This is a genomic window from Glutamicibacter protophormiae (assembly GCF_014647495.1).
Lineage (GTDB): Bacteria > Actinomycetota > Actinomycetes > Actinomycetales > Micrococcaceae > Glutamicibacter > Glutamicibacter protophormiae.
Genome location: NZ_BMPH01000003.1, coordinates 146,615 through 160,750 on the forward strand (window position 1 = coordinate 146,615; position 14,136 = coordinate 160,750).

The following is a 14,136-nucleotide window of genomic DNA, read 5'->3' on the forward strand; positions in this document are numbered from 1 at the left end:
TTCACTGCCCAAAACCCCAAAGCGACCCGCAGGAGAAAAGCAACTTGAGCGACCAGGTCAACGCACCAGTAGCCGTCATCGTCCTCGCCGCAGGCGCAGGAACCCGAATGAAATCGGCCAAACCGAAAATCATGCATGAAATCGCAGGTCGCTCCATGGTTTCCCATGCGCTGCATGCGGCCTCTGCGCTTGAACCCCGGAACCTCGTTGCGGTGGTCCGCCACCAGCGCGACCTGGTTGCCGAGCATATCCTGACTCAGTTCCCGAACATCACCATCGCGGACCAGGACGATGTTCCGGGCACCGGACGCGCCGTGCAGCAGGGCCTCGAGGCCATTGATCCGAGCCTTGAAGGCACCGTCGTGGTGACCTACGGCGATGTGCCGTTGCTCACCAGCGAGGTGCTGCTGGAACTGGTCGCCACCCATGAGTCCAACGGCAACTCGGTGACCGTGCTGACCACCGAGCTGGATGACCCCTCCGGCTACGGACGTATCCTGCGCGATGCCAACGGGGACGTCTCCGGAATCCGCGAGCAGAAGGACGCCTCGCCGGAAGAGCTGACTGTCAAGGAGATCAACTCCGGCATCTACGCCTTCGACGCGCAGATGCTGCGTTCGGCACTGAACGAGGTCACCACCGACAACGCGCAGGGCGAAATGTACCTGACCGACGTGCTGGCCATCGCCCGCTCCCACGGCGGCCGCGTGGCCTCCTCGCGGATCGCGGACCGCTGGCAGATCGAGGGTGCGAACGACCGCGTGCAGGTTTCCAACTTGGCCCGCATCTACAACCAGCGCAAGAACGAATTCTGGATGCGACAGGGTGTCACCATCGTGGACCCTGCCACCACTTGGATCGACGCCGAGGTCATGATCGGCCAAGACGCCACCCTCAAGCCGGGCACCCAGCTGCACGGCGAAACCATCATCGGCTCCAACGCTGTCGTCGGACCGGACACCACCCTGACCAACGTCGTGGTGGGCCAGGGCGCAACGGTCAAGCGCAGCGACGCTACCGACTCGCGCATTGCCGACGGTGCCTCGGTGGGCCCGTTCGCCTACCTGCGTCCGGGCACCGACCTGGGTGCCGACGGCAAGATCGGCGCCTTCTACGAAACCAAGAACGTGACCATTGGTCGCGGTTCCAAGCTCTCGCACCTTGGCTACGCCGGGGATGCTGAAATCGGTGAGTTCACCAACATTGGTTGTGGCAACATCACCGCGAACTACGACGGCGAAAAGAAGCACCGGACCAAGATTGGTTCGCACGTGCGCACCAGCTCGAACACCGTGTTCGTCGCCCCGGTCGAAATCGGGGACGGCGCCTACACCGGTGCCGGCGCCGTCGTCCGCAAGAATGTCCCGGCCGGTGCCTTGGCACTGTCCGTGGCTCCGCAGCGCAACACCGAGGGCTGGACGCTGGAAAAACGTCCCGGCACTTCTTCGGCTGACGCCGCGTTCAAGTCCTCGTTGAACTCCTCGGTTTCCGAGTAGTCCGGCACGGATTAATTTTCCTCAGTACACCTCATTTGTGATAGCGAAGCGAGCGAGAAGACATAACCATGAGTGAACTCAGCCATAACGTCGACCGAAAGCTGGTTCTGGCGTCCGGGCGCGCCCACCCGGAGCTGGCGGCCGAAGTGGCCAAGGCCCTGAACACCGACCTGCTGCCGCTGAACGCCTACGACTTCGCCAACGGCGAGATCTACGTTCGGTCGGACGAGTCGGTGCGCGGCAAGGACGTATTCCTGATCCAGTCCTACCCGGCTCCGCTGAACAACTGGCTCATGGAGCAGTTGATCATGATCGATTCGATGAAGCGCGCCAGTGCCCAGCGCATCACCGTGGTTGCCCCCTTCTACCCCTATGCGCGCCAGGACAAGAAGGGCCGCGGCCGCGAGCCGATCTCGGCACGCCTGGTTGCCGACCTGTTCAAGACCGCCGGTGCGGACCGCGTAATCTCCTGCGACCTGCACACCGCGCAGATCCAGGGCTTCTTCGACGGCCCGGTCGACCACCTGTTCGGCTTCCCGCTGCTGGCTGACTACATCAAGACCAAGGTCGATGTCAGCAACGCCACCGTGGTTTCCCCGGACACCGGCCGCGTGCGCGTGGCGGAACAGTGGGCCGAACGCCTGGGCGGCACCCCGCTGGCCTTCGTGCACAAGTCCCGCGACCTGACCGTGCCCAACCAGGCCGAGTCGAAGACCGTAGTGGGCCAGGTCGAGGGACGCACCGCGATCCTGATCGACGACATGATCGACACCGGCGGAACCATCGCGGGCGCAGTGCGCGTGCTGAAGGAAGCCGGTGCCACCGACGTCATCATCGCCGCGACCCACGCGGTCTTCTCCGACCCGGCCGCACAGCGCCTGGCAGAGTGCGGGGCCACCGAGGTTGTTGTCACCAACACCCTTCCGATCCCGGAAGAGAAGCGTTTCGAAAACCTCACCGTCTTGTCGATCGCCCCGATGCTGGCCCGCGCCATCTCAGAGGTGTTCCACGACGGTTCGGTGACGAACCTCTTCGAAGGACGCGCCTAGCAGCCCTCGGTTCGCAAGCCTTCGGCCGGCACCCACTGGGTGCCGGCCGAAGGCGCGTTAATAGCCAGATGGTGTTCTGCCGACTCTCTGACTTAGAGGTGTAGGGAGCCAACGAATCGGGAGGCTGTTTGCTGCGGTGTTTCGCCTGCGGTATAGAGGGTGGCGGTCGCCATCCTCCGGCTCAGCGGATCATCGAGCCATTGGGCGAGGAAGTCGTGGGATTCACGGATCCAATCGGTGCCCTTGACGACGATCGATCGTTCCCTGAGGATCTGCAGAGATCGATCTCGATCGTTACACGGTTCGACGTAGAGAACGTGCTCAACCGGAGCGAGAGCGTTCGCCGTTTGCCGTGCATATCGTGCCTGCGTATAGGATGCATGTCCGGCGCCCAAGGCCACCACCGTGCCGGGATATTCCGCCATGGCCCGCACTACAGCATGGGCACGCGCCTTTTCCCACTCTTGCTCTGCGGCAACACGGCCAACAGCATCGATGCGTTCAATCAGTTGTGCAATGCTCCAGCCGACTTCACCGTAGTAGCCGTCGCCAACATCGTCGAGGTCAATGAATTCCACGGACAGTTCTTGGGCGATGAGTTGGCCCAACGTGGATTTTCCGCTGGCCGCCGGTCCGAGCAGGACCACGCTTGGTGTCGTTGGCATAGTCTTGAGTCTTGCATGAAGTGCCACAAGCAGCGAGAAGCGATGGAATGAAACCGAGAAGTGTCGTCATTGGTGGTGTGAGCCGCCAAGGCATCGAGAAGCGGCTTGCAGCGGCAGGAGTAGAACTTAACGACTACGCTCGCATGCTGCTGGCCCATCAAGTATTCGACTCAGTGAGTCCTGCTGAGCAGGCGAATTTCGCTAGTTTTCGGGTGCAGGATCTTGGAATCCAGCAGCCAGCGACGCTAAAAACGATATTCGATCTTGCCATGAGTCAGGACCTCGCACTTTGTCCTGCTTCGGCCGGCCCATTTCTGCGCTTGGCGACCATGGATCAGCAGAACTCGACGAACTCGATCCTCAGCGCTGGGAAGAAGCCGGTGAACTCACTGACAATTGCCTCACTGCCGTTGGGCACCGACGATTTTCCCAAGGGTTTCTATTTGCGAGTGGTGGACGGCGTGCCCTGGCTGCGCGGCTATCGCTGCGAAAATGCCTATGAGTTCGCGCCGGAGGATGCCTTTATTTTCCAGATACCAGGGCTTGGGTGATCTGGGCGTGGTGTTGGCTACAGATTTTTTCACGGGGCCCGGCAACTGGTAGAATTATTCACTGTGCCCAGGCGAGGGAAACACCAGCAATGGTGTGACCGTTATCGACAAGGCCGGAAAAGCTCTTTCATCTCTTAGATGTTGGTTGCTTCCCGAGTCCACGCAAGGGCCTAAACGAAGCAATCATTTCCTAAGGAGATTCATCATGGCATCTGTCAACCTTGACGCCGTAGTACGCACCGATTTCGGCAAGGGCGCTGCCCGCCAGGCTCGCCGTGCAGGCCAGATCCCAGCAGTTGTCTACGGCGCAGGCTCCGAGCCACAGCACGTTCTGCTGCCGGCACAGGCAACCACCCTGGCTGTTCGCGACCGCGGTGTTGAGCTGGTCCTGAACATCGAAGGCACCGAAGTCAAGACCACCATCAAGGACATCCAGATCCACGCGCTGAACCGCTCCGTGGATCACCTGGACCTGCTGGTCGCTGCCTAAGCATTACGACAAGGCATATAGCTAAGCATCATGAGCAATGACACTTGGCTCGTAGCCGGGCTCGGGAATCCCGGGCCCGGCTACGCTGGCAATAGGCATAATATCGGGCAGATGGTGCTCGATGAGCTGGCCAACCGCGCCGGCTCGAAGTTCAAGACCCACGCATCGCGCGCCCAGATTGTCCAGGGGCGCATGGGCGTGGGAGGTCCCCGCATAGTCCTGGCCAAGCCCATGACCTACATGAATCTCTCCGGAGGCCCCGTGGGCAATCTGGCGAAGTTCTTCGGCATCGGAATTGAGAACCTGATCGTGGTCCACGACGAGATCGATATTCCCTTCGACACCATCAAGCTCAAGCGCGGCGGGGGAGAAGGCGGCCACAACGGCCTGCGCGACATCTCCAAGGCCATGGGATCCAAGGACTACCTGCGGGTGCGCACCGGAGTGGGCCGACCGCCCGGACGCATGGATACCGCCGACTGGGTCCTCCAAGACTTCTCGAAGTCGGAGAAGCAGGTCTTGCCGTTCCTGATCGACAATGCGGCCGACGCCGTTGAACTGCTGATGTCGCAGGGGCTGGAAGCCGCCCAGGGAAAGTTCCATACAGCCTGAAACCTTCGGAATCGCTCCGGCCCCTCGGATTCTTGGGCCGGGGCTTTTCCATGCCCGCCGGACTCCAGTGCGGTCCAGTGCGGCCGTCGCACCGGCTGGGAATGGGGAGAATTCTTCCGCATTTCCCTGTTATGGTTTCTTGAGCCTGTTAACCGTGGCTGATTAGCAGGAAGTCATCAAGTTAAGCGAGTGATACCGGTGCCTCCACCCCACACCCCTCAAACCCAGCCGCCGATGACCGAACGCAGGAACAGCGGAGGGCTGCCGCTGGGCGAAAACGGCCTGCCGCTAAACGGTGCCCAGGCCTTCAGCGAATCCTCGGAGCGGGTGGTGGCCTACCTGAACGCGCATACCCCGCTGGCCGACTGGTCGGTATCGCGAGTGGTGCACGGAGAACAGGTCCACGTGCACGTCCACCAGGATCAGCTGCTCAGTACCGGAGCGAGAATCGACTGGAAAGAGTCCTTCTGCAGCCGCATGGCTTCCGGCGCCGCCCACGTGGTACGCGATTCGCGCACGGACCCCGATTATTCGGATCTCGACGCTTCCGAATACGTGGGTGCCTATGCGGGCTACACCATCAGCGACGACCGCGGTGAGATGTTCGGTGTGCTGTGCGGAGTCCGTACGGAGCCGCTATCCGACGAAGAGCAGCTCGATGAGCAGCTGCTGAACCTGTTCAGCGAGCTGCTGTCCACGCAGCTGGAGCTGGCCCGCGGCATTGACCGGGAACGCCGGCGCATCGAATTATCCGAGGCGTTGGCGAACACGGATGCACTGACCGGCCTGCTCAATCGCCGCGGATGGGATGCCATGGTGGCCGATGCCCAAGAGCGGCTGGAGAGCTTCGGCGATGCCGTGGCAGTCGCCGTTGTCGACCTCGACGGCCTGAAACAGGTGAATGACACCCAAGGGCACACCGCGGGAGACGAGCTGATTATCCGAGCCGCCCAGACGCTGAAAGAGGCCGGCGGAGCCTCATGCCATGTGGCCCGCTACGGCGGGGACGAATTCATGATTCTGGCCAACGGGGTAGTTCCGTCACAGGCCGCAACATTCTTCGAGACCTTTGACGCCGCGCTGGCGTCGGCCGGCGTCGCGGCATCTTGCGGTTTCGCTGCGGCGGAGCCTGGGCTGGCCAGCCTCGCGGACTGCCTCTCCGAAGCGGACCGCATGATGTACCAACGCAAGCACAGCGCAAGGTAGCGCGGAATCCGGGCAACCCCGGGACTCCGGCACGGCCGCGGAAAATACCGCTCAAGCAGTGAGCCAAGTTCACCTCGCGCCCATGAGGCATGTCCTTAAGGCGGAACTTACTAAGGACTAACTTAGGTGTGCAACGGGTTCCAGAGTGGAATAATTACCTAATGTACCTATTGCCTAATCGCATGGCCGCCGGTTTTGCCGGTGGTGTGCTGGGCGATTCATGACGAGAATCCGGAGGACCTGTGCACACCATGACTGGTCAGACTGAAGCGGCCGAAGCGCTTACCGCCAACGAGGTGGCACGTATCAAGGCGGACTTCGAGATCCTTGAGCACCAGGTCAACGGCGCCGATATGGTGTACCTCGACTCGGGCGCCACCAGCCAGAAACCGCGGTGCGTCTACGAAGCCGAGCAGCACTACTACGAAAACGCCAACGCCGCGGTGCACCGCGGTGCGCACACCCTTGCTGTCGAGGCCACCGACATCTTCGAACAGGGCCGTGAAACCGTGGCGAAGTTCATCGGTGCCAAGACCAACGAACTGGTCTGGACCTCCAATGCCACCGAAGCCCTTAATCTGATCAGCTACTCGATGTCCAACGCCTCGCTGGGACGCGGGGGAGACGCCGCCGCCCGGTTCCGGCTCGGCCCGGGCGACGAGATTCTCACCACCGAACTCGAGCACCATGCGAACCTGATCCCCTGGCAGGAACTGGCCTTCCGCACCGGCGCCACCCTGCGCTACGTGCCGATCGCCGAGGACGGCTCGCTGCGCTACGACCTGATCGATTCGCTGGTCACCGAGCGCACCAAGCTCGTGGCATTCACCCACGTATCAAATGTCCTGGGCACCATCACCGATACCCGGCGTTTCGTCGACGCCGCCCGCAGGGTCGGCGCCTTGACGGTGCTTGACGGCTGCCAGTCCGTTCCGCACCTGCCGGTGGACGTCAAGGCCTTGGACGTGGATTTCATGGCGTTCTCCGGGCACAAGATGCTCGGCCCGACCGGCATCGGCGGCCTCTACGGCCGCGAAGAGCTGCTCAACGCCATGCCGCCATTCCTCACCGGGGGATCCATGATCACCGTGGTGGACATGGAACACGCAGAGTACCTTCCGGCACCGCAGCGCTTCGAAGCCGGAACCCAGCGCATCTCCCAGGTCCATGGCCTGGCCACCGCCGCAAGCTACCTCGATGAGATCGGCATGCAGCGCATCGCCGACTGGGAAGAGCACCTGGGTGCGCTTTTGTACGAAGGACTTTCCGCGCTGGAGGGCGTGCGGGTCTTCGGCCCGGTCGATGCCAAGCGCATCGGCACCGTGCCATTCGAAGTCATCGGCGTGCACCCGCACGACGTAGGCCAGTTCCTGGATTCGCGCGGTATCGCCGTGCGCGTTGGGCACCACTGCGCGCAGCCGCTGCACCGCGCACTGGGCGTCACCGCGACCACCCGCGCAAGCACCTATCTCTACAACACCGAAGACGACGTCAAGGCCCTGATTGAGGCTGTGGCTTCGGTGCGCGAATACTTTGGAGTCTAAAATGAACGAACTCGACCAGCTGTACCAGCAGGTTATCCTCGACCATTCCAAGCGACGCATCGGCTCGCCGCTCGTTGAACCGGAGACTGGCCACCGCCACGGCGAATCGCACCAGCACAACCCGATCTGCGGGGACCAGATCCGCGTGCGCGTGGAACTTGAAGGCGAACAATTCACCGCCATGAGCTGGGAGGGGGACGGTTGTTCCATTTCCATGGCCTCCGCCTCGGTGCTCAGCGAAATGCTCCCCGAATTGACCCGCGAACAGTTCCTGGACAAGCTGGATCTCTTCCGGGAAATGATGCGTTCCAAGGGAACCATGACCCCTGATGAGGAGGTCCTGGAAGACGCCGTGGCCTTCGCCGGGGTCTCCAAGTTCCCAGCCCGCGTCAAGTGCGCCATGCTGGCCTGGGTGGCCGCCGAGGTCGCCATGCTGGAAGCGGCATAACAACAACGTGAACTAAAAAATCTCTGGTTCCGCCCAAGGGTGGAACCAGAGATTTTTTGCGTTGCGAACCAGTCAGGAACTAGTTGTCCTCATCCTGCTGGTAGACGTCAGGGATGCCGTCCTTGTTGTCATCACGGGTCTCGCGTTCGGCGATCTCCTTGTAGCGGCGGTTGCGCGGAACCAGCCATAGGGCGCCGAGGATCGCGGCGATGAACGAGCCGGCCAGGATGGCCACCTTTGCGTGCTCATAGTGCTCCGACTCCAGGCCGAAGGACAGCTCGGAGACCAGCAGCGAGACGGTGAAACCGATGCCGGCCAGCAGGGTCACTCCGAACAGGTCGCCCCACTTGGCGTCCTTGTCCAGGGAAGCCTTGGTGAATTTGGTCAGCACCCAGGTCGAGCCCATGATGCCGATCGGCTTGCCGAGCACCAGACCCAGCACGATGCCCCAGAAGACCGGGTCGGTCAGCAGTCCGCCGCTGCCGGATTCCGGGGAAATGACCGTCACGCCGGCGGCGAAGAACGCGAAGACCGGAATGCAGAAACCCGAGGACAGCGGGCGGAAACGGTGCTCGAACTGCTCGGCCAGGCCGATTCCTTCGCGTCCGTCGGTGCGTTTGACCGGGACGCAGAAGCCCAGGACCACACCGGCAATGGTGGCGTGGATGCCGGAGCCGAAGACGAAGATCCAGGTGACGATGCCCAGTGGCAGCAGGATGATCCAGGCGGCCCACAGGCGGGTCGCGAAGAACTTGCCCAAGGTCCGGGCCAGAACGGTGAACAGGATGATCGGGATCAGCGACAGGGCCAAGTAGCCCAGCTTCAGGTCGTCGGTGAAGACGAAAGCGATGATGACGATGGCGATCAAGTCGTCAACCACGGCAAGGGTCAGCAGGAAGATGCGCAGCGCGGTCGGCAGGGACGAACCGATCACCGCCAGCACCGCGACGGCGAAGGCGATGTCAGTGGCCGTGGGAATGGCCCAACCCTGCATCAGCTCGCTGCCGAAACCGCCCGAGGCCGCCGCGACGATCACGAAGATCAGTGCAGGAACTGCGACGCCGCCGAAGGCCGCCGCGACCGGGACGGCCGCGGTCTTGACGTTGTGCAGGTCGCCGATGACGAATTCCTTCTTCAGCTCCAAGCCGGTGAGGAAGAAGAACACCGCCAGCAGGGCGTCGGCGGCCCAATGGCCGATGGAGAGATTCAGGTCGACACCGAAAATGGTGGGCCCGAATTGGAAATCACGCAACGCGAAGTAGGATTCGCGGATTGGCGTGTTGGCCCAGATCAGGGCCAGCACTGCGCCGACAATCAGGACCAGGCCGCCGACGGTCTCCTTGCGCAGGATGTCTCCGATACGCACGGACTCGCTGTAGCTCGGCCGGGAAAATAGGTTCTTTGGGGAACCCGAAGATGGAGTGTTGGTCATGCGTTGTACTCGCTTACTTCGTTAAATGAACAATTCACGCCGACCAGACTTCCCGGCACACCATGTTCAACCCTAACGTAATTCGCGTCCCAACACGCAGACGCCCGGAGGCCGGGCGAAAAAAATCACCGGTCCGGGCGTCTGTGGTCGGCGTCTCAAGCGACGTCGTCGACGCTACTTCGAAAGCCAGGCATTCACCTGTGAAGCCTGAAGATTCAGTGCCTTGCCCAGGTACGGCTCGGCCGCCGAGGCAAGCTTGCCGCCGATGAATGGAATCGAGGAGGAGACCTTGCCCTCAATGGCGAATTCGGTGGTGTCGCCCTGGGCGGTCAGCTTCTCGCTGCCCGATACGGACACGGGCACGCCGGCCACATCGATCTTCACGGATGCAGAACGGTTGCCAGCGGCATCCGGAGCGCTCCACTGCTCAACCTGGGTTACCTGGATCGAGGCACCGACGAACTTGCGGGCGATGTCCGGCACGCGGTCGGTAGGCATGGCGCGAACGGTGGTCAGGGTGAAGGCGCCGGAGGTGTCACCGCTGACGGTGAAGTCCTGCAGGGTGCCGTTGGCCAGCGAGGTCAGGTGCTCAGCGAAGCCGCGGTCAGCCAAGGTGGCGATGACCCGGTCGGCCGGGTGGGCGATCTGAGTGCTTGCGTTCAATGCCATGAATGGATATCCCAATCTAGAAATCTGGGCGGCCGGGAGATCGGCAGCTGCCGGTCCCGGATAATGGACAACATTAACCCTATCTGCTCACCTCGATTAGGTAGGCTAGGAAGGCATCAAAACAACATATTGGCATTTAGCCGGCCGCGGAAAAGCTTTGCGGTCGGTGTTCGTGGTGTCAAACCGGGCTGAACGCCTCGCGCGCGTTGGCCCATAACCTGCCCGAGAGGACACGAAAGCCGCATGAGCCTAGTTGGACTTCATGATTTCCTGCGTGAAGAATCGTCATTCCGCCGTATCCGCCAAGGTGCCTCACAAAGTTTTTCCACCCGCAGCGACGAGCTGGAAATTGCCGCGCCGCAGGGCATGCGTCCGATTATCGGCGCCCACGTCAGCCAGGGGCTGGCCGAAGGACATGACCGCGCCGTCACGCTGATCGTCACCGCCACCGGCCGTGAAGCCGAAGACATCTCGGCCTCGCTGGCCGCCTACCTCCCGTCCAAGCACGTCGCCGAATTCCCTTCCTGGGAAACCCTGCCCCACGAACGGCTTTCCCCGCGCAGCGATACCGTGGGCCGGCGGCTGGAGGTACTGCGCCGGCTGCATGACGGGGATCCGGATCTGAAGATCATCATTGCGCCGATCCGCGCCGTGCTGCAGCCGCTGGTGGCGGGTCTGGGAGAACTGCGCCCGGTTACCCTTGCACTGGATGCCGAGCCGGGATTCGACACGGTGATCCGGGATTTGGCCGCCGCGGCGTATGCCCGCGTGGACATGGTGACCCACCGCGGAGAATTCGCCGTGCGCGGCGGCATCATCGACGTGTTCCCGCCCACCCTGGAGCATCCGGTGCGCGTGGACTTCTTCGGCGACCAAATCGACACAATGCGCTACTTTTCCATCGCGGACCAGCGCTCCCATGACGGGGCCGGGCCGACCTCGATCACCGCAACCCCATGCCGTGAAATGCTGATCACCCCCAAGGTGATGAGCCGCGCGGCAAACCTCAAGGCCAGCTTCCCGGCCACCACGGAAATGCTCACCAAGATCGCCGGCGGCATTGCGGTGGAAGGCATGGAATCCCTGGCCCCGCTGCTGGTGGACGAGATGGTGCCGCTGCTGTCGCTGCTGCCCGAGTCTTCCATTGCCTTGGTCATGGAGCCTGAACGCGTGCGCGCCCGCGCCCACGACCTGAACGAAACCAACGCGGAGTTCCTGGCCGCTGCGTGGGCCTCGGCCTCGGACGGCGCCAGCGCGCCGTTGGACCTGAGCACCGCCGAATCCGGGCGCAAGCTCGAATCCGGTGATTTCGCCTCGCTCGCGCAGACCGTCGAACACGCACACCAGGCCAAGGTCTCCTGGTGGGCCGTCACCTCGCTCGGCTCCGATGAGGAACTGGACCTGGGCGCGGCCACCATCCGCGTGCCGGCTCGCGAACCCCACGGCTACCAGGGCGACATCGAGGCGATGATGGAGTTCATCGCCTCCCGCGTGGCCGACGGATGGCGCCTGGTGGTTGCCACCGAGGGCCCCGGCCCGGCTGCGCGCCTTTCCGAGCTCTTCGGCGAATACAAGATCCCGGCCCACCGCGTGGAAGACCTCTCGGCGGAGCCCACCGCGGGGCTGATCGAGATCACCCAGGCCACCGCCGGGCGCGGCTTCGTCTTCGATGAGCTGAAGACCGGGCTGCTGACCGAAGCGGACCTGCTGGGACGCTCCAGCGCCTACCCGAACCGCAAGTCCCGCAAGCTCACGGTCAAGCGCAAGCGCAACGCCGTGGACCCCTTGAGCCTGCAGGCCGGGGACTTCATCGTCCACGAGCAGCACGGCATCGGCAAGTTCGTGGAGCTGGTCTCCCGCAAGGTCAATGGAGCGGGCAAGGACGCCAAGCGCGAATACCTGGTGGTCGAATACGCTTCCTCCAAGCGCGGAGCACCCGGGGACCGGCTTTTTGTCCCGATGGACCAGCTGCACATGATCACCCGCTACGTGGGCGGGGAAGCCCCGACGCTGTCCAAGATGGGCGGCTCGGACTGGGCCAGCACCAAGTCCAAGGCGCGCAAGGCCGTCAAGGAGATCGCCGGGGACCTGATCAAGCTGTACTCCGCACGCATGGCCAGCCGTGGCCATGCCTTCGCCGGCGACACCCCGTGGCAGGGCGAACTGGAGGAGGCCTTCGCCTTCATCGAGACCCCGGACCAGCTCACCGCCATCAACGAAGTCAAGGCGGACATGGAAAAGGAGATCCCGATGGACCGGCTGATCTCCGGCGACGTGGGCTTCGGCAAGACTGAAATCGCGGTGCGCGCGGCCTTCAAGGCCGTGCAGGATTCCAAGCAGGTCGCAGTGCTGGTTCCCACCACGCTGCTGGCCTCCCAGCACTACCAGACGTTCACCGAACGCTATTCGGGCTTCCCCGTCCGCGTGAAGACGCTGTCCCGCTTCCAGACGGCCAAGGAATCCAAGGAGATCCTGGCCGGGCTGAAGGACGGCAGCGTGGACATCGTGATCGGCACCCACCGATTGCTGTCAAAGAACGTGGAGTTCAAGAACCTGGGCCTGGTGGTCATCGACGAGGAACAGCGCTTCGGCGTGGAGCACAAGGAAGAGCTCAAGAAGATGCGCACGAACGTGGACGTGCTGGCCATGAGCGCCACCCCGATCCCGCGCACCTTGGAGATGTCCTTGACCGGCATCCGCGAAACCTCCACCCTGGCCACCCCTCCGGAGGAACGCCACCCGGTGCTCACCTATGTGGGCCCGCGCAGCGACAAGCAGATCAGCGCCGCGATCAAGCGCGAGCTGATGCGCGACGGGCAGGTGTTCTTCGTGCACAACCGCGTGTCCTCCATCGACCGGGTCGCCGCGGAACTGCGCGAGCTGATTCCCGAGGCGCGCGTGGAGGTGGCGCACGGCAAGATGAGCGAGTCGCGGCTTGAGCGGATCATCCAGGACTTCTGGGAGAAGAAGTTCGACGTTCTGGTCTCCACCACCATCATCGAAACCGGCCTGGACATCTCCAACGCCAATACGCTGATCGTCGACCGCGCGAACAACTACGGGCTCTCGCAGCTGCACCAGCTGCGCGGCCGCGTGGGCCGCGCCCGCGAACGCGCCTACGCCTACTTCCTGTGGGACGCGGAGAAGCCGCTGGGCGAGGTTGCCCTGGAACGCCTGAAGGCCGTGGCCGCGCACAACGAGTTGGGCTCGGGGTACCAGCTGGCCATGAAGGACCTGGAACTGCGCGGTGCCGGCAACCTGCTGGGCGGGGAGCAGTCCGGGCACATTGCAGGGGTGGGCTTCGACCTCTACCTGCGCCTGGTCGGCGAAGCAGTAGCCGACTACAAGGGCGAGGGCGAAGAAGAAGCCACCGAGATGAAGATCGACCTTCCAGTCAACGCGCACCTGCCGCACGACTACGTGCCGGGGGAGCGACTGCGCCTGGAGGCCTACCGGAACATCGCCTCCGCGGAAACCAGCGAGGCGCTGGACGAGGTCCGCGAGGAGCTGGAGGACCGCTACGGCAAGCTGCCGCTGCCGGTGCAGAACCTGCTGCGCGTCGCGGCCCTGCGCATCCGCGCCCGTGCGGTGGGACTGCACGACATCCAGCAGGTCGGCAACCACATCAAGGTGTCGCCCGCGAAGATCGAGGACTTGCCGGCCAGCCGCCAGGTGCGCCTGGAACGGCTGTACCCGGGTTCGGCGAACAAGCCGGCGCTGAACTCCATCTTCATTCCCAAGCCCAAGACCTCGCCGGTCGGCGGACGGGACCTGGCGGACGAAGCCATGCTGGACTGGGCGGAGAACCTGGTCTACGCGATCTTCGAACCCACCCCGGTGGCTGCGGCGAAGGGGTAGCGAAGACTGGATGCCTGATGCAATCAAGATCAGGCAATTGCACAGCGACGTGCCGGGAGCCATAGCTGCCCCGACACGTCGCTGCGGAACCGAATACGCCAGAAGCCAACGGCACA

11 protein-coding genes and 1 pseudogene are annotated in these 14,136 nt (G+C 63.2%); 9 read left to right on the forward strand and 3 right to left on the reverse strand.

Features of this window, described 5'->3' with window-relative positions:
* Nucleotides 1–44: 44 nt before the first annotated feature.
* A complete protein-coding gene (glmU, locus tag IEY43_RS04990) occupies nt 45–1,496 on the forward strand; it encodes a bifunctional UDP-N-acetylglucosamine diphosphorylase/glucosamine-1-phosphate N-acetyltransferase GlmU (protein WP_188947510.1) in 1,452 nt (483 codons plus the stop codon).
* Nucleotides 1,497–1,564: 68 nt separating this feature from the next.
* On the forward strand, nt 1,565–2,545 hold the full coding sequence (locus tag IEY43_RS04995) for a ribose-phosphate diphosphokinase (RefSeq protein WP_188947511.1): 981 nt from the start codon (nt 1,565–1,567) through the stop codon (nt 2,543–2,545).
* Between the two features lie 92 nt (nt 2,546–2,637).
* Here IEY43_RS04995 and IEY43_RS05000 read toward each other — a convergent pair whose 3' ends face one another.
* On the reverse strand, nt 2,638–3,210 hold the full coding sequence (locus IEY43_RS05000) for a shikimate kinase (protein ID WP_188947512.1): 573 nt from the start codon (nt 3,208–3,210) through the stop codon (nt 2,638–2,640).
* 11 nt (nt 3,211–3,221) lie between these two features.
* Between IEY43_RS05000 and IEY43_RS05005 the strand changes: the two genes are divergently transcribed.
* The 6 genes and pseudogenes from IEY43_RS05005 (at nt 3,222) to sufU (ending at nt 8,061) form a co-directional block, all read left to right on the forward strand.
* A complete protein-coding gene (locus IEY43_RS05005; protein WP_245353549.1) occupies nt 3,222–3,761 on the forward strand; it encodes a hypothetical protein in 540 nt (179 codons plus the stop codon).
* Between the two features lie 202 nt (nt 3,762–3,963).
* Nucleotides 3,964–4,239: pseudogene (locus IEY43_RS05010) on the forward strand (50S ribosomal protein L25); the annotation flags it as partial.
* A 42-nt stretch (nt 4,240–4,281) separates the two neighbouring features.
* A complete protein-coding gene (gene pth / locus IEY43_RS05015) occupies nt 4,282–4,863 on the forward strand; it encodes an aminoacyl-tRNA hydrolase (RefSeq protein ID WP_188947514.1) in 582 nt (193 codons plus the stop codon).
* A gap of 234 nt (nt 4,864–5,097) precedes the next feature.
* On the forward strand, nt 5,098–6,069 hold the full coding sequence (locus IEY43_RS05020) for a GGDEF domain-containing protein (protein WP_188947515.1): 972 nt from the start codon (nt 5,098–5,100) through the stop codon (nt 6,067–6,069).
* Nucleotides 6,070–6,320: 251 nt separating this feature from the next.
* A complete protein-coding gene (locus IEY43_RS05025; RefSeq protein ID WP_188947516.1) occupies nt 6,321–7,613 on the forward strand; it encodes a SufS family cysteine desulfurase in 1,293 nt (430 codons plus the stop codon).
* 1 nt (nt 7,614) lies between these two features.
* Nucleotides 7,615–8,061, forward strand: a complete 447-nt coding sequence (gene sufU, locus IEY43_RS05030) for a Fe-S cluster assembly sulfur transfer protein SufU (protein ID WP_188947517.1) — start codon at nt 7,615–7,617, stop codon at nt 8,059–8,061.
* Between the two features lie 79 nt (nt 8,062–8,140).
* On the opposite strand, the gene nhaA is transcribed toward sufU, so the two are convergent.
* Both nhaA and IEY43_RS05040 read right to left on the reverse strand, forming a co-directional pair.
* Nucleotides 8,141–9,493 (reverse strand): Na+/H+ antiporter NhaA, encoded by a 1,353-nt coding sequence (gene nhaA / locus IEY43_RS05035; RefSeq protein ID WP_188947518.1) that lies wholly within the window; start codon nt 9,491–9,493, stop codon nt 8,141–8,143.
* A gap of 174 nt (nt 9,494–9,667) precedes the next feature.
* Entirely contained in the window at nt 9,668–10,162 is a 495-nt protein-coding gene (locus IEY43_RS05040; protein WP_188947519.1) for a DUF2505 domain-containing protein, read from the reverse strand.
* Between the two features lie 243 nt (nt 10,163–10,405).
* Here IEY43_RS05040 and mfd point away from each other — a divergent pair, with 243 nt between their 5' ends.
* Complete coding sequence (gene mfd, locus IEY43_RS05045) at nt 10,406–14,020, forward strand: transcription-repair coupling factor (protein ID WP_188947520.1); 3,615 nt, start codon at nt 10,406–10,408, stop codon at nt 14,018–14,020.
* Nucleotides 14,021–14,136: the final 116 nt, after the last annotated feature.

What these genes read in the sequence shown, in the direction of transcription:
- IEY43_RS04995 (WP_188947511.1), top strand. Translation starts at nt 1,565, where the DNA reads ATGAGTGAACTCAGCCATAACGTCGACCGAAAGCTGGTTCTGGCGTCC.
- IEY43_RS05000 (WP_188947512.1), bottom strand. Translation starts at nt 3,210, where the DNA reads ATGCCAACGACACCAAGCGTGGTCCTGCTCGGACCGGCGGCCAGCGGA.
- pth (WP_188947514.1), top strand. Translation starts at nt 4,282, where the DNA reads ATGAGCAATGACACTTGGCTCGTAGCCGGGCTCGGGAATCCCGGGCCC.
- IEY43_RS05020 (WP_188947515.1), top strand. Translation starts at nt 5,098, where the DNA reads ATGACCGAACGCAGGAACAGCGGAGGGCTGCCGCTGGGCGAAAACGGC.
- IEY43_RS05025 (WP_188947516.1), top strand. Translation starts at nt 6,321, where the DNA reads ATGACTGGTCAGACTGAAGCGGCCGAAGCGCTTACCGCCAACGAGGTG.
- sufU (WP_188947517.1), top strand. Translation starts at nt 7,615, where the DNA reads ATGAACGAACTCGACCAGCTGTACCAGCAGGTTATCCTCGACCATTCC.
- nhaA (WP_188947518.1), bottom strand. Translation starts at nt 9,493, where the DNA reads ATGACCAACACTCCATCTTCGGGTTCCCCAAAGAACCTATTTTCCCGG.
- IEY43_RS05040 (WP_188947519.1), bottom strand. Translation starts at nt 10,162, where the DNA reads ATGGCATTGAACGCAAGCACTCAGATCGCCCACCCGGCCGACCGGGTC.
- mfd (WP_188947520.1), top strand. Translation starts at nt 10,406, where the DNA reads ATGAGCCTAGTTGGACTTCATGATTTCCTGCGTGAAGAATCGTCATTC.